The sequence below is a fragment of the Planococcus sp. BI3 genome (genome assembly GCF_056680115.1).
Map to the genome: position 1 here is coordinate 3,213,935 of NZ_CM155266.1, position 17,742 is coordinate 3,231,676.

General features: G+C 47.3%; 16 protein-coding genes and 1 other annotated feature. Of the genes, 13 read left to right on the plus strand and 3 right to left on the minus strand.

Annotated elements, in window-relative coordinates; translation table 11 throughout:
- The first annotated feature begins 68 nt into the window (after positions 1 to 68).
- From AC1MEO_RS16120 to AC1MEO_RS16155, 8 genes are all read left to right on the plus strand, one after another.
- Positions 69 to 734 (plus strand): GntR family transcriptional regulator, encoded by a 666-nt coding sequence (locus AC1MEO_RS16120; RefSeq protein WP_480332339.1) that lies wholly within the window; start codon positions 69 to 71, stop codon positions 732 to 734.
- A gap of 47 nt (positions 735 to 781) precedes the next feature.
- Positions 782 to 1,840, plus strand: coding sequence for a tartrate dehydrogenase (locus tag AC1MEO_RS16125; protein ID WP_480332341.1), 1,059 nt, complete (start codon positions 782 to 784; stop codon positions 1,838 to 1,840).
- Between the two features lie 146 nt (positions 1,841 to 1,986).
- On the plus strand, positions 1,987 to 2,832 hold the full coding sequence (locus tag AC1MEO_RS16130; RefSeq protein WP_480332343.1) for an HpcH/HpaI aldolase/citrate lyase family protein: 846 nt from the start codon (positions 1,987 to 1,989) through the stop codon (positions 2,830 to 2,832).
- A 35-nt stretch (positions 2,833 to 2,867) separates the two neighbouring features.
- On the plus strand, positions 2,868 to 4,034 hold the full coding sequence (locus tag AC1MEO_RS16135) for a mandelate racemase/muconate lactonizing enzyme family protein (protein ID WP_480332345.1): 1,167 nt from the start codon (positions 2,868 to 2,870) through the stop codon (positions 4,032 to 4,034).
- Between the two features lie 24 nt (positions 4,035 to 4,058).
- Positions 4,059 to 4,751, plus strand: coding sequence for a class I SAM-dependent methyltransferase (locus tag AC1MEO_RS16140; protein WP_480332347.1), 693 nt, complete (start codon positions 4,059 to 4,061; stop codon positions 4,749 to 4,751).
- 69 nt (positions 4,752 to 4,820) lie between these two features.
- Entirely contained in the window at positions 4,821 to 6,242 is a 1,422-nt protein-coding gene (locus tag AC1MEO_RS16145; protein WP_480332350.1) for an SLC13 family permease, read from the plus strand.
- A gap of 67 nt (positions 6,243 to 6,309) precedes the next feature.
- Complete coding sequence (locus AC1MEO_RS16150) at positions 6,310 to 7,479, plus strand: CaiB/BaiF CoA transferase family protein (RefSeq protein WP_480332352.1); 1,170 nt, start codon at positions 6,310 to 6,312, stop codon at positions 7,477 to 7,479.
- Between the two features lie 30 nt (positions 7,480 to 7,509).
- Positions 7,510 to 8,685 carry an acyl-CoA dehydrogenase family protein gene (locus AC1MEO_RS16155; RefSeq protein ID WP_480332354.1) on the plus strand — a complete coding sequence of 392 codons (1,176 nt, stop codon included), beginning with the start codon at positions 7,510 to 7,512 and terminating at the stop codon, positions 8,683 to 8,685.
- Positions 8,686 to 8,758: 73 nt separating this feature from the next.
- Here the strand turns inward: AC1MEO_RS16155 and AC1MEO_RS16160 are convergent, their stop codons facing one another.
- On the minus strand, positions 8,759 to 10,192 hold the full coding sequence (locus AC1MEO_RS16160; protein WP_480332356.1) for a M20 family metallopeptidase: 1,434 nt from the start codon (positions 10,190 to 10,192) through the stop codon (positions 8,759 to 8,761).
- Between the two features lie 239 nt (positions 10,193 to 10,431).
- Positions 10,432 to 10,659 (plus strand) — a binding site (T-box leader).
- 91 nt (positions 10,660 to 10,750) lie between these two features.
- On the opposite strand from AC1MEO_RS16160, the gene AC1MEO_RS16165 reads away from it, so the two are divergent.
- Entirely contained in the window at positions 10,751 to 11,914 is a 1,164-nt protein-coding gene (locus tag AC1MEO_RS16165) for a pyridoxal-phosphate-dependent aminotransferase family protein (protein WP_480332358.1), read from the plus strand.
- Positions 11,911 to 13,497, plus strand: coding sequence for a phosphoglycerate dehydrogenase (serA, locus tag AC1MEO_RS16170; RefSeq protein WP_480332360.1), 1,587 nt, complete (start codon positions 11,911 to 11,913; stop codon positions 13,495 to 13,497). The genes AC1MEO_RS16165 and serA overlap by 4 nt, the downstream gene beginning before the upstream one ends.
- Before the next feature lie 42 nt (positions 13,498 to 13,539).
- Here serA and AC1MEO_RS16175 read toward each other — a convergent pair whose 3' ends face one another.
- Entirely contained in the window at positions 13,540 to 14,325 is a 786-nt protein-coding gene (locus AC1MEO_RS16175; RefSeq protein WP_480332362.1) for an HAD family hydrolase, read from the minus strand.
- A gap of 138 nt (positions 14,326 to 14,463) precedes the next feature.
- On the opposite strand from AC1MEO_RS16175, the gene AC1MEO_RS16180 reads away from it, so the two are divergent.
- Together AC1MEO_RS16180 and AC1MEO_RS16185 are read left to right on the plus strand one after the other, a co-directional pair.
- Positions 14,464 to 15,567, plus strand: a complete 1,104-nt coding sequence (locus AC1MEO_RS16180) for a nitric oxide synthase oxygenase (protein ID WP_480332364.1) — start codon at positions 14,464 to 14,466, stop codon at positions 15,565 to 15,567.
- Between the two features lie 10 nt (positions 15,568 to 15,577).
- On the plus strand, positions 15,578 to 15,796 hold the full coding sequence (locus tag AC1MEO_RS16185; RefSeq protein WP_480332366.1) for a hypothetical protein: 219 nt from the start codon (positions 15,578 to 15,580) through the stop codon (positions 15,794 to 15,796).
- Positions 15,797 to 15,999: 203 nt separating this feature from the next.
- On the opposite strand, the gene AC1MEO_RS16190 is transcribed toward AC1MEO_RS16185, so the two are convergent.
- Positions 16,000 to 16,743, minus strand: coding sequence for an SDR family NAD(P)-dependent oxidoreductase (locus AC1MEO_RS16190; protein ID WP_480332368.1), 744 nt, complete (start codon positions 16,741 to 16,743; stop codon positions 16,000 to 16,002).
- Between the two features lie 196 nt (positions 16,744 to 16,939).
- Between AC1MEO_RS16190 and AC1MEO_RS16195 the strand changes: the two genes are divergently transcribed.
- Positions 16,940 to 17,659, plus strand: coding sequence for a YebC/PmpR family DNA-binding transcriptional regulator (locus AC1MEO_RS16195; protein ID WP_480332370.1), 720 nt, complete (start codon positions 16,940 to 16,942; stop codon positions 17,657 to 17,659).
- Positions 17,660 to 17,742: the final 83 nt, after the last annotated feature.

Genomic DNA, 17,742 nt, shown 5'->3' on the forward strand with positions numbered 1-17,742 from the left:
TTTTAATGATAAAATACAATTATTCTTTCCTGAATTTAAAGGGAAACGTATTTAAGGGGTGCTGCCATATGGAGAAATTTAAACTGACAGAGCAGGATAGAGCCACTCTACAGTATAAAGTGACAAATAAACTGAGGGAATTAATTCTCAAAGGCGAGTTCAAAATGGGCGAACGTTTGATGCAGGAGGAATGGGCACAAAAATTAGGCGTTAGCCGAATGCCGCTGAGGGAAGCGCTGCGCCAGCTGGAAGTGGAAGGTTTGGTCAGAATTGAGCCAAGAAGAGGCGCAGTGGTCACACCGATTTCCACTGAGGATATTGAAGAAATCTACCAATTGAGAGCGCTCCTCGAAGGCCAGGCGGTTGTGAAATCGCTCCCTTATTTAGGGGAAGAAGAAATACAGGAACTTGAGCATCTTTACAATGAGATGATTAAGTTGAAAGCCGATGAAAGCGATGTCGAAGTCTTTATGAAGCTGAACGCCGAATTCCATCGGATTTTAAGGGAGAGTTGCCCATGGAGAAGAATTCAAGGGTTTATCGAAACCTTATGGAAAGGGATTCCTCCGTACACACCGAGCCTCTTGTCGAACCATTTGGCAGATTCGCATGAAGAGCATCGCTTAATGCTGGAATACGTAAAACAGAAGGACGAAGTCCGGTTAAGGAGAATTACTGAAAAGCATATTTTGAGAACCAAAGAAAACTTGATCGAAATGATGATGAAAGAATAAAGGTCGTTATTTGTAGAGTGTTTGATAAAGGGAGAGGGGCAGACAGTATGAAGCAGATGGAGTTAGCGGTTATTCCAGGGGATGGCATCGGAAAAGAAGTGGTTCCTGAGGCATTGCGTGTCCTGGATGCGATAGCAGAAATCCACGGGGGATTAAAATTCAACTCGACACATCATCCGTGGAGCTCGGAATATTATGTCCAACACGGGGAAATGATGCCGAAGGACGGCTTGAGCCAAATCGCACAAAGTGACGCGGTTTTCCTGGGGGCTGTCGGAGATCCCGCATTAGTGGCTGACCATATTTCGCTGGGCGGCTTGCTGCTGAAAATCCGCCGGGAATTTGAGCAGGTCATCAATATCCGGCCTGCCAAACAGTTGAAAGGCATTGTCTCCCCTTTAGCAAATCCGCGGGACTTCGATATCATGATTGTCCGAGAGAACAGCGAAGGCGAATACAGCAGTATTGGCGGCAGAGTCCACAGTGGAGAAGATGAGATTGTCATCCAAAATGCGGTGTTCACGAAAAAAGGGGTTTCACGTGTCATCGAGTATGCATTTGAATTGGCAAAACAACGAAATGGCCGGGTGACGAGCGCAACCAAATCCAATGGAATCGTCCACTCCATGCCGTTTTGGGATGAAGTCTTCAAAGAAGTTGCAACCAATTACGGAGACATCCAAACCAATAGCGAGCACATTGATGCGCTCTCTGCTTTTTTCATCACCAAGCCGCAGACGCTGGATGTTGTAGTAGCCAGCAACTTGTTCGGCGATATTTTAAGCGATATCGGCGCGGCCATAATGGGCAGCATCGGAATAGCACCGGCAGGAAATATCAATTTAAATGGAAAATACCCATCCATGTTCGAACCGGTTCATGGCTCAGCACCGGATATTTTTGGCAAAGGGATCGCTAATCCCATCGGCCAGATCTGGACAGCCAAAATGATGCTCGATCATTTCGGGGAACTGGAAATGGGTACGTTATTGCTCGAAGCTATCGAAGCCTCTATGCAGTCCGGCATCAAGACGGCGGATATTGGCGGCAGCTCTTCCACTTCTGAAGTGACTGATGAAATCATCGCCAATCTCAGAAAACAATAAGAAGTTAGCGTGTTCTGAATAGGGATACAGCTGTGGTTTCAAAAGAACTAAATGTTCTGAAAAATATTTTACAATAGCTGAATCATTTAGTAAGATGAGAATTAAATTAATATTGTATCCAATATCCAATGATTGGAGAGAACACAATGAATACATCAAGCTCCTATTTATTTGTTCCAGCTAGAGATCTTTCCATTATAAAGAAAGCGTTCTCATCAATAGCTGACATTGTTATCGTGGATTTAGAGGATGCGGTGGCGGTCTCGGAAAAGCAAACAGCGCGGAAAATAATGAAAGAAGCATTGGAGGCGCATCAGTCTGAACGCAGGGTTATTGTCCGCATCAACGGTCTGGACACCGATCTATGGGAAGCCGATTTAGAAGAGGCGATCACTGGTGGCGCAGATGGAATTATGATTCCAAAAGCGGAAAGTGAACAGGACATGCAAAAGGTCTGCCAAAGAATACGGGGCATCGCCGGGGACAAAACAGTTGATGTAATTCCCTTGATAGAAAGTGCGCGGGGGATTCAGTTTGCATATGCGATTGCATCCGCGGATCCACTGGTTTCGGCTCTGGCTTTCGGGTCAATCGACTTTTCACTGGATATCGAATGTGAACTTACAGCTGGCGGGCTGGAATTATTGTATGCCCGTTCCCAATTGGTGATCGCTTCAAAAGCTGCAGGAATCGGCTCGCCGATCGATGCGGTTTTCCCTGATTTGACGGATGAAGACGGCCTAAAGGCGCAGACGGTTTTTGCCAAACAGCTGGGCTTCAAAGCGAAGCTGGTCATCCACCCGAAACAATTGGGAGTTGTCCATCAAGTATTTTCGCCTTCAGAGGAAGAACTTGCCTTGGCTGGAGAAATCGTCGAAGCATTTGAACAAGCTGAAAAAACAGGCAAAGCTTCGATTAAAGTCAGCGGACAGTTTGTCGATTATCCTGTCTATAAAAAAGCTAAACGAATCCTGCAGAATAGAGACTATTGAACAATCTTCCCATTAAAAATGATGAGGTGAGCAAAGTGAAAATAGTGAAAATCGATGTCAAGACAGTGCCAATCAGAAGTCCCATCCGCAATGCTTATATAGATTTCAGCAAAATGACGACTTCAGCTTTGGCGATCACTACTGATGTCGTCAAAAACGGAAAACCTGTAGTGGGCTACGGGTTTAATTCGAATGGAAGGTACGCACCCACTTGTTTATTGGAAGAACGCTTTATCCCCCGGCTTCTGGAAGCGGATCCGAAAGACATTGTGACAGACGATGGAGGCAACCTGGATCCCCACAAAATACATAAAATCATCATGGCCAATGAAAAGCCAGGCGGTCATGGTGAGCGTGCAGTTGCGGTGGGCGTCATTGACATGGCTGTTTGGGATGCCGTTGCGAAAATAGAGGAAAAGCCTTTGTACCAGCTGCTGGCGGACCGCTATGGAACTGGGGAAACGGATGACAAAGTCTATATTTATGCAGCAGGCGGTTATTATTTCCCCGATAAAGGAGTGGTTGAGCTTCAAGATGAGATGAAAGGCTATTTGGACCTGGGCTACCGTGACGTGAAAATGAAAGTAGGCGGCGCGCCATTGAATGAAGACCTGCAGCGAATTGAAGCGGTTCTGGACATTTTGCCGAAAGGCAGCGGCTTGATGGTAGATGCCAATGGCCGCTTCGATTTGGACTATGCCATTGAGTTTGGTGAAAAAGTGAAAGACTATGGACTGATTTGGTATGAAGAAGCAGGAGACCCATTGGATTATCATTTGCAGGCAGAGCTCTCCAAACGTTATCCGCATGCCTTAGCTACCGGCGAAAACCTATTTTCACTTCAGGATGCCACCAATTTAATCCGCTATGGAGGGATGGACCCGGAAAAAGATTTTCTGCAATTCGACTGTGCCCTCAGCTATGGGTTGGTGGAGTATCTGCGGATCCTCGACATGCTGAAAGACCATGGCTGGTCTTCGCGCCGCTGCATCCCGCATGGCGGCCACCAATTGTCTCTCAACATTGCGGCAGGTCTGGAGCTTCACGGCAATGAATCTTATCCAGGCGTCTTCGAACCTTTTGGCGGATTTGCGGATCGCTACGCAGTAGAGGACGGCTATGTCCGGCTCCCGGAAGTGCCGGGAATCGGCTTTGAAGAAAAGGCCAATTTATATGAGCTGTTGCTGACGATCGGCAAGTAAGGACAAAAAATGGGAGGTGAAGAAGTGACAGGCAAAATGGAATTCAATCAGGATATTGCGACTGAATATGACAAAGGGGTAAGACGGACATTGCCGACTTACGATCCGATGCTGCGCTTGTCACAAACCTTCCTTCGCAATGCGCTGAATGAGCAGGCAGAAGTGCTGGTGGTCGGCTGCGGCGGCGGCAACGAATTGAAAGCTTTTGGCGTTCCGAACCAAGGCTGGCGGTTTACAGCAGTCGATCCGGCAAAAGCCATGTTGGAAGCTGCGAAAGCCAAAGCGGCGCAGGCAGGAATCCAAGACCGCATCGAATGGGTGAAGGGCACGGTAATGGATGTACCGGCAGAAAAGCGTTTTGATGGCGCGACCTGCATCCTGGTTCTGCACTTCGTTCCCCAGATAGAAGAGAAAAAGGCATTGCTGACAAAAATAAGAAGCCATTTGGATTCAGGCGCCCCTTTCGTATTGGTCAGTAAATTCGGAGACCCAGACGATCCCGAATTTAAAGAACTGGTGGCTTTATGGAAAAACTACTGGCTGGACATGACCAGCCTGCCAGAGCAAAAAGTGGAGGAATTGATGAAAGGCACTTTAACGGAATCCTCGATTTCTGAAGCTCAAATTCGTCAATTGCTGAGGGACTCGGGATTTCACCGGATCGCCAACTTCTTTAAGACCAACCATTTTGGCGGATGGATCTGTTACGCGTCCTAAAAAAAATATGGAAACATCTTTCTGTTATAAACGGAACCTGCTCGGCTGCGAAAAGGGAGGTAAGGAAGCATGAAAAGCAATCCGGCGGAAAGCAGGAGAACGCTCCTGTTTATAGGAATAGCGGTTTTGGGTTTCCTTGCTGTCTATTTTTTATTGCCAGATGAGTTTTCCTACGCCGCTAAAGTGATGACCAGCATCATTACGCTCGGAATTATCTTATGGTCATTGGAACCGATTCCGATCGGGTTGACGGCCTTGATCATTCTATTGTTGATGCTGTTGTTCGGTATCGCCGATACATCGGTCATCTTCAGTGGATTCGCGTCACCGGCAACTTATTTGATTGTCGGGGGCATGATGCTTGCCACGGCGGTCAATGAAACGGCCTTGATCAAACGGATGAGCTACACAATCCTGAAAAAATGGGGCGGCCGCTCAGCTGGTCTGCTCGGCAGCATCATCATCATTCAGCAGATCCAGGCATTTTTTATCCCTTCCACTGCTGTCCGGTCTGCACTGATTCTGCCCGTTTCAACCATGATCATTGAAACGACCCATGCAGAGCCGGGTGGGAATTTGCGGAAAATGATCATGCTCGGAGTCGCTTTTGGCGGCATCATCAGCGGAACATCTGTCATGACTGCGGCAATCGGCAATATTTTGACAGTGGAACTGCTCAATCGTTTTGCGGGAATCAATATCACGTATTTCGAGTGGTTCTATTACACATTCCCGATCTGGCTGATATTGATTCCGGCAATATGGCTCATGCTGTTGAAAGTTTTTCCATTGCCGGAAGAGCAGCGATACTTTCCGGCAATCAAAGATGAAATGACAGAGAAGCTGAAAGAATTAGGACCCGTTAATGCCCGGGAGATCCGTTGTTTGGCTATTCTGCTGACGATAGTGGTTTTTTGGCTGACAGAGCCTCTTCATGGTCTGCATCCAAGCGTTCCCGCCCTGGCCGGTGTGGTGTTGATGACATTGCCCATTATCGGAGTCGCCGCTTGGGAGCCTGTCGTCCGCATCAATTACAATACCGTTTTGCTGATCAGCGTCACCTTATCGATGGGTTACACATTTGTGGATTCTGGCGCCGCAACCACCATCAGCCAATACTTGAGTGTCGGCTGGTTTATGCAGCTTATTCAAAATCCGTTTTCTGCAGTAGTGATCGTCATCGTCCTGGCGCAAATCTTCCATAAAATGATTTCCAATGTCGCCACTGCCGTTGTTGTCCTGGTGCCGATTGTTATCAGGGTGGCCCAAAATGCCGGCATCGATCCTTTGGCCATTGCTTTTACAACAGGCTTGACCTGCCTTTTCGGATTTGTTCTGATTGTTGAATCGATGCCGAATTTGATTGCCCACAGCACCGGAATGATTTCACAGAAAGATTTTTTGAAGCCTGGTTTATACGCCACTGTCATTTCCATGGCAGCCACTGTTCTGGTCGCCGCCACCTGGTGGAATTGGATTGGGTTGATTTGATTTGATGAAGTGTTTAGATTGAGCTGACTTTTTAAAATCGATATTACTCTGTTAAGGAGGGATTTATATGTTGCCATTGGAAGGCATAACCGTTGTTTCTTTGGAACAGGCTGTTGCAGCGCCTTTTGCCACAAGACAATTGGCCGATTTGGGTGCCCGGGTCATTAAAGTGGAACGGCCGGGAGTGGGTGATTTCGCCCGAAACTATGATAAGACGGTGAAAGGGATGGCCAGCCATTTTGTCTGGATCAATCGCTCCAAAGAATCGTTGGCGCTGGATCTGAAGCAGGAAGAAGCCAAAGAGGTTTTGTATAAATTATTGGAAGAGGCCGACGTGTTTCTTCATAATTTGGCTCCTGGCGCGGTGGACCGCCTTGGATTCAGCGCAGAAGAATTGAAGGCGAAATATCCGAAGCTAATCATCTGTTCCATTTCGGGTTATGGCACCTTTGGCCCGTATACCAATAAAAAAGCCTATGACCTGCTGATCCAATGCGAAGCAGGGTTGGTGTCCGTAACTGGGACGGAAGATACCCCGTCCAAAGCCGGCATCTCCATTGCGGATATTGCGGCGGGAATGTATGCCTATACCGGGGTGTTGACCGCCATCATTGCACGCTATAAAACAGGGAAAGGCGCAATCATTGAAGTGTCCATGCTGGAAGCGCTGGCGGAATGGATGGGCTATCCGCTCTATTATTCCGCTTACGGGGACAACGAACCGCCGCGGACCGGGGCAAGCCATGCCACGATTTATCCATATGGCCCGTTTGAAGCCGGGGATGGCAAAATGGTCTTTATGGGGATTCAAAATGAACGGGAATGGGTTGAATTCTGTGAAACTGTATTAAAAAACCCTGAGCTGGCGTCTGATCCTTTGTTCAACAGCAATTCCCAGCGCGTAGCCAATAAAACAGCCCTGAAAAGCATCATCGAAGATGTTTTTCAAGAAATGGATTCCGGGCAGGTAATCGAACGGCTGGAACAGTCACGGATCGCCAACGCGCGCCTCAATACCATGAACGAACTGGTGGAACATCCGCAGTTGGCAGCACGCAATCGCTGGCGGGAAGTGGATTCGCCGGTTGGGAAATTGAAGGCGCTTATCCCGCCTGTCACTTCAGATGAAGTCGATACCGTCATGAACCCGATTCCGGAAGTCGGGGAACATACGCACTCCATTTTGTCGGAGTTTGGATTTTCTGAACAACAAATAAATAAGTTGACCACACAATGACAAGGCAGCATTCGAAAGGGGAAAATGGCAATGGCGAAATTAACGCAGCAGGAAAGAGAACAATTACGGCAGGAAGTGCGGAATCTGTGTTCGGAGTTCCCAAATTCCTATTGGAGAAAGCTGGATCTTGAGCGGGAGTACCCTTATGAGTTTGTGGATGCGTTGACGAAAAGCGGCAACCTCGCTGCCTTGATTCCGGAACAATACGGAGGCAAGGGCTATGGCATGACGGAAGCGACCATCGTTTTGGAAGAGATTAACCGCTCCGGGGGCCACGCCGCCGGATGCCATGCCCAGATGTATACGATGGGCGCCTTATTGAAGCATGGCAGTGAAGAACAGAAACAGCAGTATCTGCCCGGCATCGCTGATGGCTCGATCCGCTTCCAGGCTTTCTCGGTAACGGAAGAAAATGCCGGTTCCAATACGACGGCAATCGAAACCTTCGCTGAGAAAACAGCAGATGGCTATCGGGTCAACGGCCATAAAAACTGGACCAGCCGTCTGTTGCAATCAGATTTGGTGATGCTGCTGGCGCGCACCACACCAATTGAAGAAGTGGGGGAAAAGCGGACTGAAGGACTTAGCCTGTTCCTCGTCGATCTGCGGATCATCCGCGAACAGCAGCCCGAATCCTTGGAAGTGGAACCGGTTCGTGCCATGTTCAATTACGCAACCAACCAAGTTTGGTATAAGGACATGGAGATTCCGGCCGAATGCCTGATCGGGCAAGAAGGACAAGGATTCCGTTATGTATTGGACGGCATGAACGCAGAGCGGACCTTATTGGCAGCAGAAGCGATTGGCGACGGTTATTTTTTCATCGACAAAGCCACCAGCTATGCCAATGAACGTGTTGTCTTCAACCGGAAAATCGGTGAAAATCAGGGCATCCAGTTCCCGATTGCCCGAGCTTATGCAGCGATCAAAGCAGCGGACTTGATGCGCTACGAAGCGGCAAGGAGATTTGATGAAAATGAGAAGTTCGGTGAACAAGCTAACTTGGCGAAATTCCTGTCGAGTGAAGCCAGCTGGCAGGCGGCCAATGTCTGTCTGGATACCTTCGGCGGCTATGGATTTGTCGATGAGTATGACGTCGAGCGGAAATTCAGGGAGACCCGGATGTACCAAGTGGCACCCGTCAGCAACAATATGATCTTGGCTTATCTCGGCCAGAATGTGCTGAAGATGCCACGCTCTTATTAATAGCCATAAGAAAAAGGCGGCAGATAATCCTTCTGGCGCCTTTTTTGCGTCTTAAGAATATTTATTTCTTCCGCTATTTCAAAGCAGAAGGCTGCACCCCTTCCGGAATCGGGCAAGTATAAGGTTCTTTGGCGCGCTTCGCTTCGTGTTCCGCTTTGATCGCCTGAAGGTCTTCTGGGTTATTGAACAACTGGATGGCGGTATTCGCCATGGCTTCAGAAGACAAGAGCATTCCGCTATGGGCAAAAGAACTGATGCCTTGCGTCACCATCTGCCACGTGTGGAGAGGCGTGCCGATGGCTGATGTGGCCGTTGTTACTTGAGCCGTGGGAACGATCCAGCTGACATCCGAAACGTCGGTGGACCCCGCCATCACTTCATCTGAAGGAACATAGTCGGAAATGACGTCCGCCAGGTATTTGCCTTCGAACTCACTGCCGTCACCGCTGTAACCAAAGGTTTTCATGCCGGCGAGAAAATTATTTTTCTCCCCTTCAGAAAGAGTCTGCCAGATTCCTGCAGCGAATTCCTTTTCTTCCTCAGATGGCTGGACCGCTCCGGCCTCCTGCAATTTTTCATTTAGAATCGCTTCCAATGTCCGGTTCGGTTCATAATTGGAGCAGGCTTTATCGAAGACGATTGTCATATCGGTTTCAGTCATCAATGCAGCACCTTCCGCAACTTTGCAGACGCGTTTGTAGATTTCATCGACCTGCGCCACTTTCGGCGCACGGATCAAGTATAGGACTTCCGCTTCCGACTGGACAACATTCGGTGAAAAGCCGCCGCTGTTGGTGATGGCGTAATGCATCCGCGCTTCCTGGACGACATGTTCGCGCAGGTAATTGACGCCGACGTTCATCAACTCTACCGCGTCCAGAGCACTGCGTCCGAGATGCGGTGAATTGGCGGCGTGCGAAGCCACGCCTTTAAAACGGAAATAGACCTGGTAATTGGCGAGGCTCGATAAGCTCATGATGGAGTTGGCATAGGAAGGGTGCCAGGTCAAAGCGATATCCAGGCCATCGAAGACGCCTTCACGTACCATGAAGGTTTTGCCGGAACCGCCTTCTTCAGCGGGACAGCCGTAAAATTTTATGGTTCCGCTGATTTTATTTTCCGTGAGATAAGCTTTGACGGCATAGGCTGCCGCAAGTGAGCCGGTGCCGAGCAAATTGTGTCCACAGCCGTGCCCGATGCCGCCTGGTTCTAACGGTTCCTGTTGGGTAACATTAGCTTTTTGGCTGAGGCCGGATAAGGCATCAAATTCACCCAGAAATCCGATGACCGGTTTTCCTTCACCGTAAACAGCGACAAATGCGGTTTCGATGCCGCCGACCCCGCGTTCGACTGAAAATCCCTCTTTTTCCAATTCATCAGCCAAAAATGCAGCTGACTTGAATTCTTCGTAGCGCGTTTCGGGATGGTCCCAAATATATTTACTGATGGATTCAAAACGATCCCTGTTGCCTGATAAGTAATTATTGATAGAAGAGTCAATTGCCATGTCAATTCCTCCTTGGAAATAAATTCACAATCATTATAACAAAAATCTGTTCTTTTCTGAATTTAAGCCTGAATTGGTCCACTTCATCGAATTATTAAAATATTTTTAAAATTTTAGTAGAGCCATATGGCTTCTACGTTTGCAGGAAATGGAAACGTTTACAAAGAAGTCGAACTATTTTTTCTATATTGACAATGAATTTCAGGCTGTATATGATGGAATCAATTCAAGAATACAGATTAACTATGTTGATGGAGATACACTTCATGCAGAGAAATCTCAAGAGAGCTGATGGTTGGTGAGAATCAGTGGTTTCGGCATTGGGCAGCACTCCTGAATAGGTGGATTGAATACCCCAGTAGGTCCATTCGCTTCATGTCCGTTACGCATGTGAACCAATGAGGCTGCCAGTATATCGGCAGTGAATTAGGGTGGTACCGCGAAATGGAAGACTCTTCGCCCCTTGCATCTTTATGTAAGGGCGGAGAGTCTTTTTTTGCGTCTTTATACAATCACTGCCCGCAAAAGCGGGGAAATCGAGAGGGGAATGAAATCATTATGCTGACAGACCAACAAATTCTACGAATCCCAGGACCAACTCCAATTCCGCCAAGTGTGCAACGCGCGATGGCACAACCGATGATCGGACACCGTGGCCAAAGTACATCTGAGATGATCAGTGACATCAGACCAAGATTAAAACGCGTTTTTGGAACCAAGCAGGAAGTGATGATTTTAACAGGCAGCGGAACAGCAGGTCTGGAAACAGCCGTGGTTAATACGGTTGCTCCGGGCGAAGAAGTTCTGGTTCTTGTAACAGGTGCATTTGGAGATCGTTTTGCGAAAATCTGTAAAGCATATGGTATTCAAACCCATGTATTCGAAGTGGAGTGGGGCCTCGCGGTTGATCCGGAAGCAGTGAAAAATTTCCTTCTGGAACATCCTGAAATCAAAGTGGTCTTTTCTACATTTTGTGAAACTTCAACTGGTGTCCTGAATCCGATTAAGGAATTGGCTGCTGCTGTGAAAGAAGTATCTGAAGCCCTGGTCATCGTCGATGGCGTATCTTGTGTAGCAGGAACAGAAACTGAAATGGATAAATGGGGAATCGACGTAGTCGTCACCGGTTCACAAAAAGCCTTTATGCTTCCGGCGGGCCTTGCATTCATTGCGGCAAGCGACCGGGCTTGGAAGAAAATCGAAGCCAACCCACAGCCGCGCTTTTACCTGGACCTTAAAAAACACAGAGACAATATTCTAAAAGATACGACGCCTTTCACTCCGGCCTTATCGATTTTATTCGGCTTGCAGCAAGTGCTTGTATTATTGGAAGAAGAAGGGCTGGAGGCAGTCTATGCAAGGCATCGCCTGATGAAGGATATGACCCGTGCCGCTTTCAAAGCATTGGGCATCCCATTATTGACTTCCGACAAAGATGCATCACCAACAGTTACCGCTGTAAAACCGGATGATTTTGATGCCGAGGAATTCCGTAAAGTGATGAAGAAGGAATTTGCATTGGAATTGGCGGGCGGCCAGCAGCATCTAGCGAAAACAATTTTCCGCATCGGCCACATGGGCTATTGCTCGCCGGCAGATATGCTGCAGACAATTGCCGCAATGGAAATCGGTTTGGTCAAAGTAGGAAAAGAAATCGAACTCGGTAAAGGAACTGCCGCTGCACAGCAAGTCTTTTTGACAGAAGGGAAGAAAACCAAATGACTTTTCACGTATTGATCAGTGATCCACTCAGCGAAGAGGGAATTTATCCTCTGCGCCAGGCAAACGGCATAAACATTGTCATGGAAACCGACTTGACTCCGGAACAATTGGAAGACCGTATAGATGGCTTTGATGCATTACTTGTCCGGAGCCAAACACAGGTAACACGCGAATTGATTGAAAAAGCGTCAAACCTGAAAATTATTGGACGTGCAGGTGTGGGCGTCGACAACATCGACTTGGAAGCCGCTACCGAGCATGGCATCATCGTTGTCAATGCGCCGGACGGCAACACCAACTCGGCCGCTGAGCATACCATGGCGATGCTGATGTCTATGGCACGCAAAATTCCACAGGCGTTCCATGCACTGCGCAATCAAAAATGGGACCGGAAATCGTATGTTGGCGTCGAGTTGAAGAATAAGACGCTTGGAGTTGTCGGATTTGGCCGGATCGGCCAGGAAGTGGCAGCACGTGCAAAAGGGCAACGGATGAACGTCATTGCTTACGACCCTTTCTTGACTGCTGAAAAGGCGGAAAAGCTGGGTGTGGATTTCGGATCAGTTGAAGACGTGCTGAAAGTGGCGGATTTTGTTACGGTCCATACACCGTTGCTGAAAGAAACCAAGCACCTGATCAATAAAGAAGCATTTGAAATCATGAAGGACGGCGTGCAGATCATCAACTGTGCACGTGGTGGCATCATTGATGAAAATGCATTGTTCGACGCAGTGAAATCAGGGAAAGTAGCCGGAGCTGCGCTTGATGTTTTTGAGCAGGAGCCGATGGTTGATTTTCGTCTATTGGATTTGCCGGAAATCATCGCAACACCTCATTTGGGTGCCAGTACGTTTGAAGCTCAGGAAAGTGTGGCAGTGGATGTCAGCATGGACGTGGTCAGCTACTTCACAACTGGAACAGTTCGAAATTCAGTAAACCTGCCGTCTGTACCAAAAGAAATCATGAAGAAAATCGAGCCTTATTTTGACTTGTCAGAGCGTCTGGGCGCCTTTTTAACTGATTTAACCGGTGCAGCTGCAGAAGAAGTGACTGTCCGTTATGCTGGAGATTTGGCCAATATGGAAGTGGGGCCATTGACGCGCAATATGCTGAAAGGTATGTTGAAGCGCCATTTAGGCAAGCAAGTCAATGATGTCAATGCCATGTATATTGCCAACCAAAAAGGCATCGTGGTCAGCGAACAAAAGACTACAGAATCGAAAGGGTTTACGAGCCTGATCACTGTAGAAGTGAAAACAGCAAAAGGTACTAGAAAAGCAGCCGGTACCCTATTGAATGGGCAAGGCGCACGTATCGTCAAAGTGGATGATTATTTGGTGGATGTCGTGCCGGAAGGCCATCTGCTGTATGTTCGCCATAATGACCGCCCCGGCGTCATCGGACGTGTGGGAACTTTGCTTGGCCAGGAGAACGTCAACATTGCAACGATGCAGGTTGGGCGTTCGAATGTCGGTGGAGATGCGATTATGATGCTATCAATTGATAAGCCTGCAGAATCAAGCAGTCTGGAACAATTGGCGAAATTGGATGAAATTGAAGGCGTCACGGCCATCAATCTATAAGAAACACAAAAGAGGTCCTCATAGCGAGGACCTCTTTTGTGTTTAAATTTGTTCCAGCAGTTGAAGTAATTCTTCCAAATGCTGGATTTCGTATGTCGGAATGATTGAATCGTGTGGAGCCTTTTCTTCGCGATTGACCCAGACAGAGCGGATTCCCGCTTTTTCAGCACCGATAATATCCGTCATCAGGTTATCTCCTACCATCAATACCTCGTCTGCGGAAAAATCGAATTTCGATAAGGCGTGACGGAAGATGTCCGGATCTGGTTTGCCTTTTCCAAACGCGCCAGAGATGATGATGTGATCAAAGAAAGGAGCGATTTCCGGTGTGATTTCGAGTTTAATCTGCTGAAGGCTTGGCGAACCGTTGGTCAATAACAGCATTTGATAATGGCCTTTTAAATCTTCCAGCACCTTTAGGCTTTCTTCGTACAGGATAGGGTTTCTTTTGCGCGCTTCAGGGAAGTATTCAGCAAGCTGAGCTCCAATTTCAGGGCTGTCGATGCCGATTTTTTTCAATCCGGCTGTCCAGGATTCACGGCGATACGCCGGAACAATGGTTTTCATCTGCTGGAAATCAGTTCCTTCATCGTCAAAGTTTCCCCATAAGCCCTCGAAAGGATTGATGCCGATCATCTTGGTGAAATCATATGTACTGTATCCTGCATAAAGCTCAGTCGCTGCAGCCCTTACCGCCTCTTCCAAACCTGTACAGTCCTGGCCTGTCAATTCTTCAGCCAACTGGCAGGTTTCCTCGAACGCTTTTTCAACACTTTTTTTATCCCATAACAAGGTATCATCCAAATCGAAAAAAATCGCTTTGACCATCGGTGTGAGCTCCTCCTGACAATATCTTTACTTTGCTCTAGTGTACTGGAAAAATGAATAAAAACATAGACAGTTCAGAGTTCTGTCACTGAAAAGAATAAGGTGCAGGTGATATGATAGGGGCAAGGAGTGAATGCAATGAAGATGAGCAATTCGACTATGCTTTTATTGGAAGAAGCCACTGACTATATAGAGATCTGCTACGGAGAATTGGAAAAGGGCGAACGCCAAAAAGCGGATAGATTGCTTGAAATCACAAAAGAAATCGAAGCCACCGGGACGTATACCCATAACTTTGAAGAACTGGAGCATGGCGCACGGATGGCATGGCGCAACAATAACCGCTGTATCGGCCGGTTATTCTGGAATTCACTGACAGTGTTTGACGAACGGCATCAAACGACGGCAGAAGGGGTTTTTGATGCCTTGGTCCAGCATATTGATTTTGCTGCGAATAACGGAAAAATCCGTCCAACCATAACGGTGTTCCGTGCTGAACAGGAAAATGAAGACGCTATGCGTTTATGGAACCATCAGCTGATCCGTTATGCCGGCTACGAAACTGCGGAAGGCATCATCGGTGATTCCAGTTCAATGGAATTCACAAAAACCTGTCAGAAACTTGGTTGGCACGGAGCAGGAACCGCTTTCGACGTTTTGCCTTTAGTCATTCAATTGCCCGGAGAAGAGCCTGTTTTGAAAGAGATTCCAGAACAGTCGATTATGGAAGTCGACATCAGCCATCCGGAAATTCCAGGGTTTGCGGAGCTCGGCATCAAATGGTATGGGGTTCCCATCATTTCAGATATGATGCTGGAAATTGGAGGCATTGAATACAAGATGGCCCCTTTTAATGGCTGGTACATGGGAACTGAAATCGGCGCCAGAAATTTAGCAGATGAAGACCGTTATAATTTTCTGCCCGCTGTAGCGGAACTCATGGAATTGAATACGCAATCGAACCGTTCCTTATGGAAAGACAAAGCTTTGGTCGAATTGAATATTGCGGTCCTGGAATCGTTCCAGGAAGCAGGTGTGACCATCGTGGATCATCATACAGCGGCCAAGCAATTCAAGAATTTCGAGAGGAAAGAAGAAGTGGAAGGACGGGGTGTCACCGGCAACTGGGCATGGTTAATCCCGCCGATGTCTCCCGCCACGACCCATATTTTCCATAAGCCTTATAAAAATGACCTGATCAAGCCAAATTATTTCCCTCAAAAAGCTCCCTATCAATCTTAAGGAGAGGATAATGATGAAAGAATTCAAAGTAACCTATTTTTTTGATGACGAGCATTACATCCGTCGCTTTATACACATGGAGTCACAGGAGAAAGCGGAAAAGCTGATACAAAGTGAACGTGACCAGTATATTTCATTTCGTGACAACCGTGGAATCTATCACGAACTGAACACCAGGGATGTACGGGTTATCCAGATTTCTGAATATCATCGGACGGATAAAGTATGAGAAATAGCAGCGCTGCCTCTCGAGGCAGCGCTGCTATTTTTAAATTTTCAGATTGAACGCCCACAAATCCGCCCGAACGCTCATAAATCTAGAGCACCTCTATCTGGAGACAGAAAAGAGCCCTCTGCCAAGGGGCAAAGGGCTCTTTTCTAAGATTTTATCCGAGCTTTTTCGGTCGCTTCGGAAAAATAGCACGGCTATTTTTATTTAAAGCTTAAGAAACCATCGTCCACTGCAACAGTAGTGCCGTTGATGGCCGCTGCCTCTGGAGAGAACAGAAACTTGACGACATTGGCTACTTTTTCAGGCTGGATCAGCTGGTTGTGCATATGGAGGGCTGACAGAGCTTTTTTCATTTCTGGATCATCTCCGAGGATAGGGGTATCGATAAATCCAGGAGCGACGCCGACTACACGAATGCCATGTTCAGCAAGCTCAAGTGCACCTGATTTTGACATCATAACGACCGCTGCTTTGGCCGCGTTGTAATTAAAGCTGCCTTTTGCCGCGACTGATCCATAAATCGACGCCGTGTTGACGATTGTTCCGGTTGTTCCGAGTTCGACCATTTTCTTCGCGCCGTAATAGATTCCGTAATAGACGCTGTGCTGATCAACGTCGATCACTTTATGGTAGGAAGCGGGATCCATTTCAAGCAAAGGTTTGACCAGGCCAATGCCGGCGTTATTGAAGAGGCCGTTCAAGGTACCAAACTTCTCGACCGCGAAATCAACCATCGCTTCGACTTGCTCCGCTTTTGACACATCCACTTTGAATGCGGCAGCTTTTCCGCCTTCAGATTCGATATGGGAAACGGTTTCGTTTGCGCCGTCTTCATTAAAATCAGCTACAACAATGGCATAGCCTTCTTTTGCTAATTGGTAGGAAGCGTGCCGCCCGATTCCACTGGCGCCACCTGTGATGATTAGAACTTTATTTTCTGTCATACTGAATTCCTCCTAATTGATTATAATTATTTCTACAACTTAACCCTACACCTATTTTATCTTTAATTCAAAGTATTGGATTAGATGAAAACTGCGGTTTTTGACTATGAAATACGTTACATCCGAAAGATTTGTACTATAATAGTACATAGTGAACTCCATAGAGAATAAGAATTTATAGAGAGAAGGAAATTTAATGGGACGCAAATGGAATAATATCAAAGAAAAGAAAGCATCAAAAGATGCCGACACAAGCCGGATTTATGCGAAATTCGGACGAGAAATATATGTGGCGGCCAAACAAGGAGAGCCGGATCCAGAATCGAATCGGGCTTTGAAAGTAGTTTTAGAGCGTGCGAAGACATACAGCATTCCAAGAGCGATTATTGACCGTGCAGTGGAAAAAGCTAAAGGCGGATCTGAAGAAAGCTATGATGAATTGCGCTATGAAGGATTCGGCCCGAACGGCTCCATGGTAATCGTGGATACACTGACAAATAACGTCAACCGTACAGCTTCAGATGTCCGGGCGGCTTTCGGCAAAAACGGCGGCAACATGGGAGTCAGCGGATCTGTTGCTTATATGTTTGACCATACGGCAGTGTTCGGCATCGAAGGCAAAACAGCTGACGAAGTGCTGGAACTGATGATGGAAGCGGATATCGATGTTCGTGACATAATGGAAGAAGAGGGCGGCGTCATCGTCTATGCTGAACCGGATCAATATCACCTCGTGCAGGAAGCATTCAAAAATGCTGGCATCACGGAGTTCACAGTAGCAGAGTTAACGATGCTTGCACAAAATGAATTGCCGTTGCCGGAAGACGCGCAGGAGCAATTCGAAAAAATGATCGATGCCATTGAAGACCTGGAAGATGTGCAGCAGGTTTATCATAATGTTGATTTAGGGGAATAAAGAGAGAATATATCAGGAGGCGCCTTGTGTAAATCACAGCGCTTCTCTTTTTTTTGATTAAAATATTCTGATAATTAGGAATT

Bases quoted from the DNA above. Each gene is read 5' to 3' on its own strand.
- AC1MEO_RS16155 (WP_480332354.1), top strand. From the start codon at position 7,510: ATGGCGAAATTAACGCAGCAGGAAAGAGAACAATTACGGCAGGAAGTG.
- AC1MEO_RS16185 (WP_480332366.1), top strand. From the start codon at position 15,578: ATGATGAAAGAATTCAAAGTAACCTATTTTTTTGATGACGAGCATTAC.
- AC1MEO_RS16195 (WP_480332370.1), top strand. From the start codon at position 16,940: ATGGGACGCAAATGGAATAATATCAAAGAAAAGAAAGCATCAAAAGAT.
- AC1MEO_RS16145 (WP_480332350.1), top strand. From the start codon at position 4,821: ATGAAAAGCAATCCGGCGGAAAGCAGGAGAACGCTCCTGTTTATAGGA.
- AC1MEO_RS16165 (WP_480332358.1), top strand. From the start codon at position 10,751: ATGCTGACAGACCAACAAATTCTACGAATCCCAGGACCAACTCCAATT.
- AC1MEO_RS16125 (WP_480332341.1), top strand. From the start codon at position 782: ATGAAGCAGATGGAGTTAGCGGTTATTCCAGGGGATGGCATCGGAAAA.
- AC1MEO_RS16150 (WP_480332352.1), top strand. From the start codon at position 6,310: ATGTTGCCATTGGAAGGCATAACCGTTGTTTCTTTGGAACAGGCTGTT.
- AC1MEO_RS16180 (WP_480332364.1), top strand. From the start codon at position 14,464: ATGAAGATGAGCAATTCGACTATGCTTTTATTGGAAGAAGCCACTGAC.
- AC1MEO_RS16175 (WP_480332362.1), bottom strand. From the start codon at position 14,325: ATGGTCAAAGCGATTTTTTTCGATTTGGATGATACCTTGTTATGGGAT.
- AC1MEO_RS16130 (WP_480332343.1), top strand. From the start codon at position 1,987: ATGAATACATCAAGCTCCTATTTATTTGTTCCAGCTAGAGATCTTTCC.
- AC1MEO_RS16190 (WP_480332368.1), bottom strand. From the start codon at position 16,743: ATGACAGAAAATAAAGTTCTAATCATCACAGGTGGCGCCAGTGGAATC.
- AC1MEO_RS16160 (WP_480332356.1), bottom strand. From the start codon at position 10,192: ATGGCAATTGACTCTTCTATCAATAATTACTTATCAGGCAACAGGGAT.
- AC1MEO_RS16120 (WP_480332339.1), top strand. From the start codon at position 69: ATGGAGAAATTTAAACTGACAGAGCAGGATAGAGCCACTCTACAGTAT.
- serA (WP_480332360.1), top strand. From the start codon at position 11,911: ATGACTTTTCACGTATTGATCAGTGATCCACTCAGCGAAGAGGGAATT.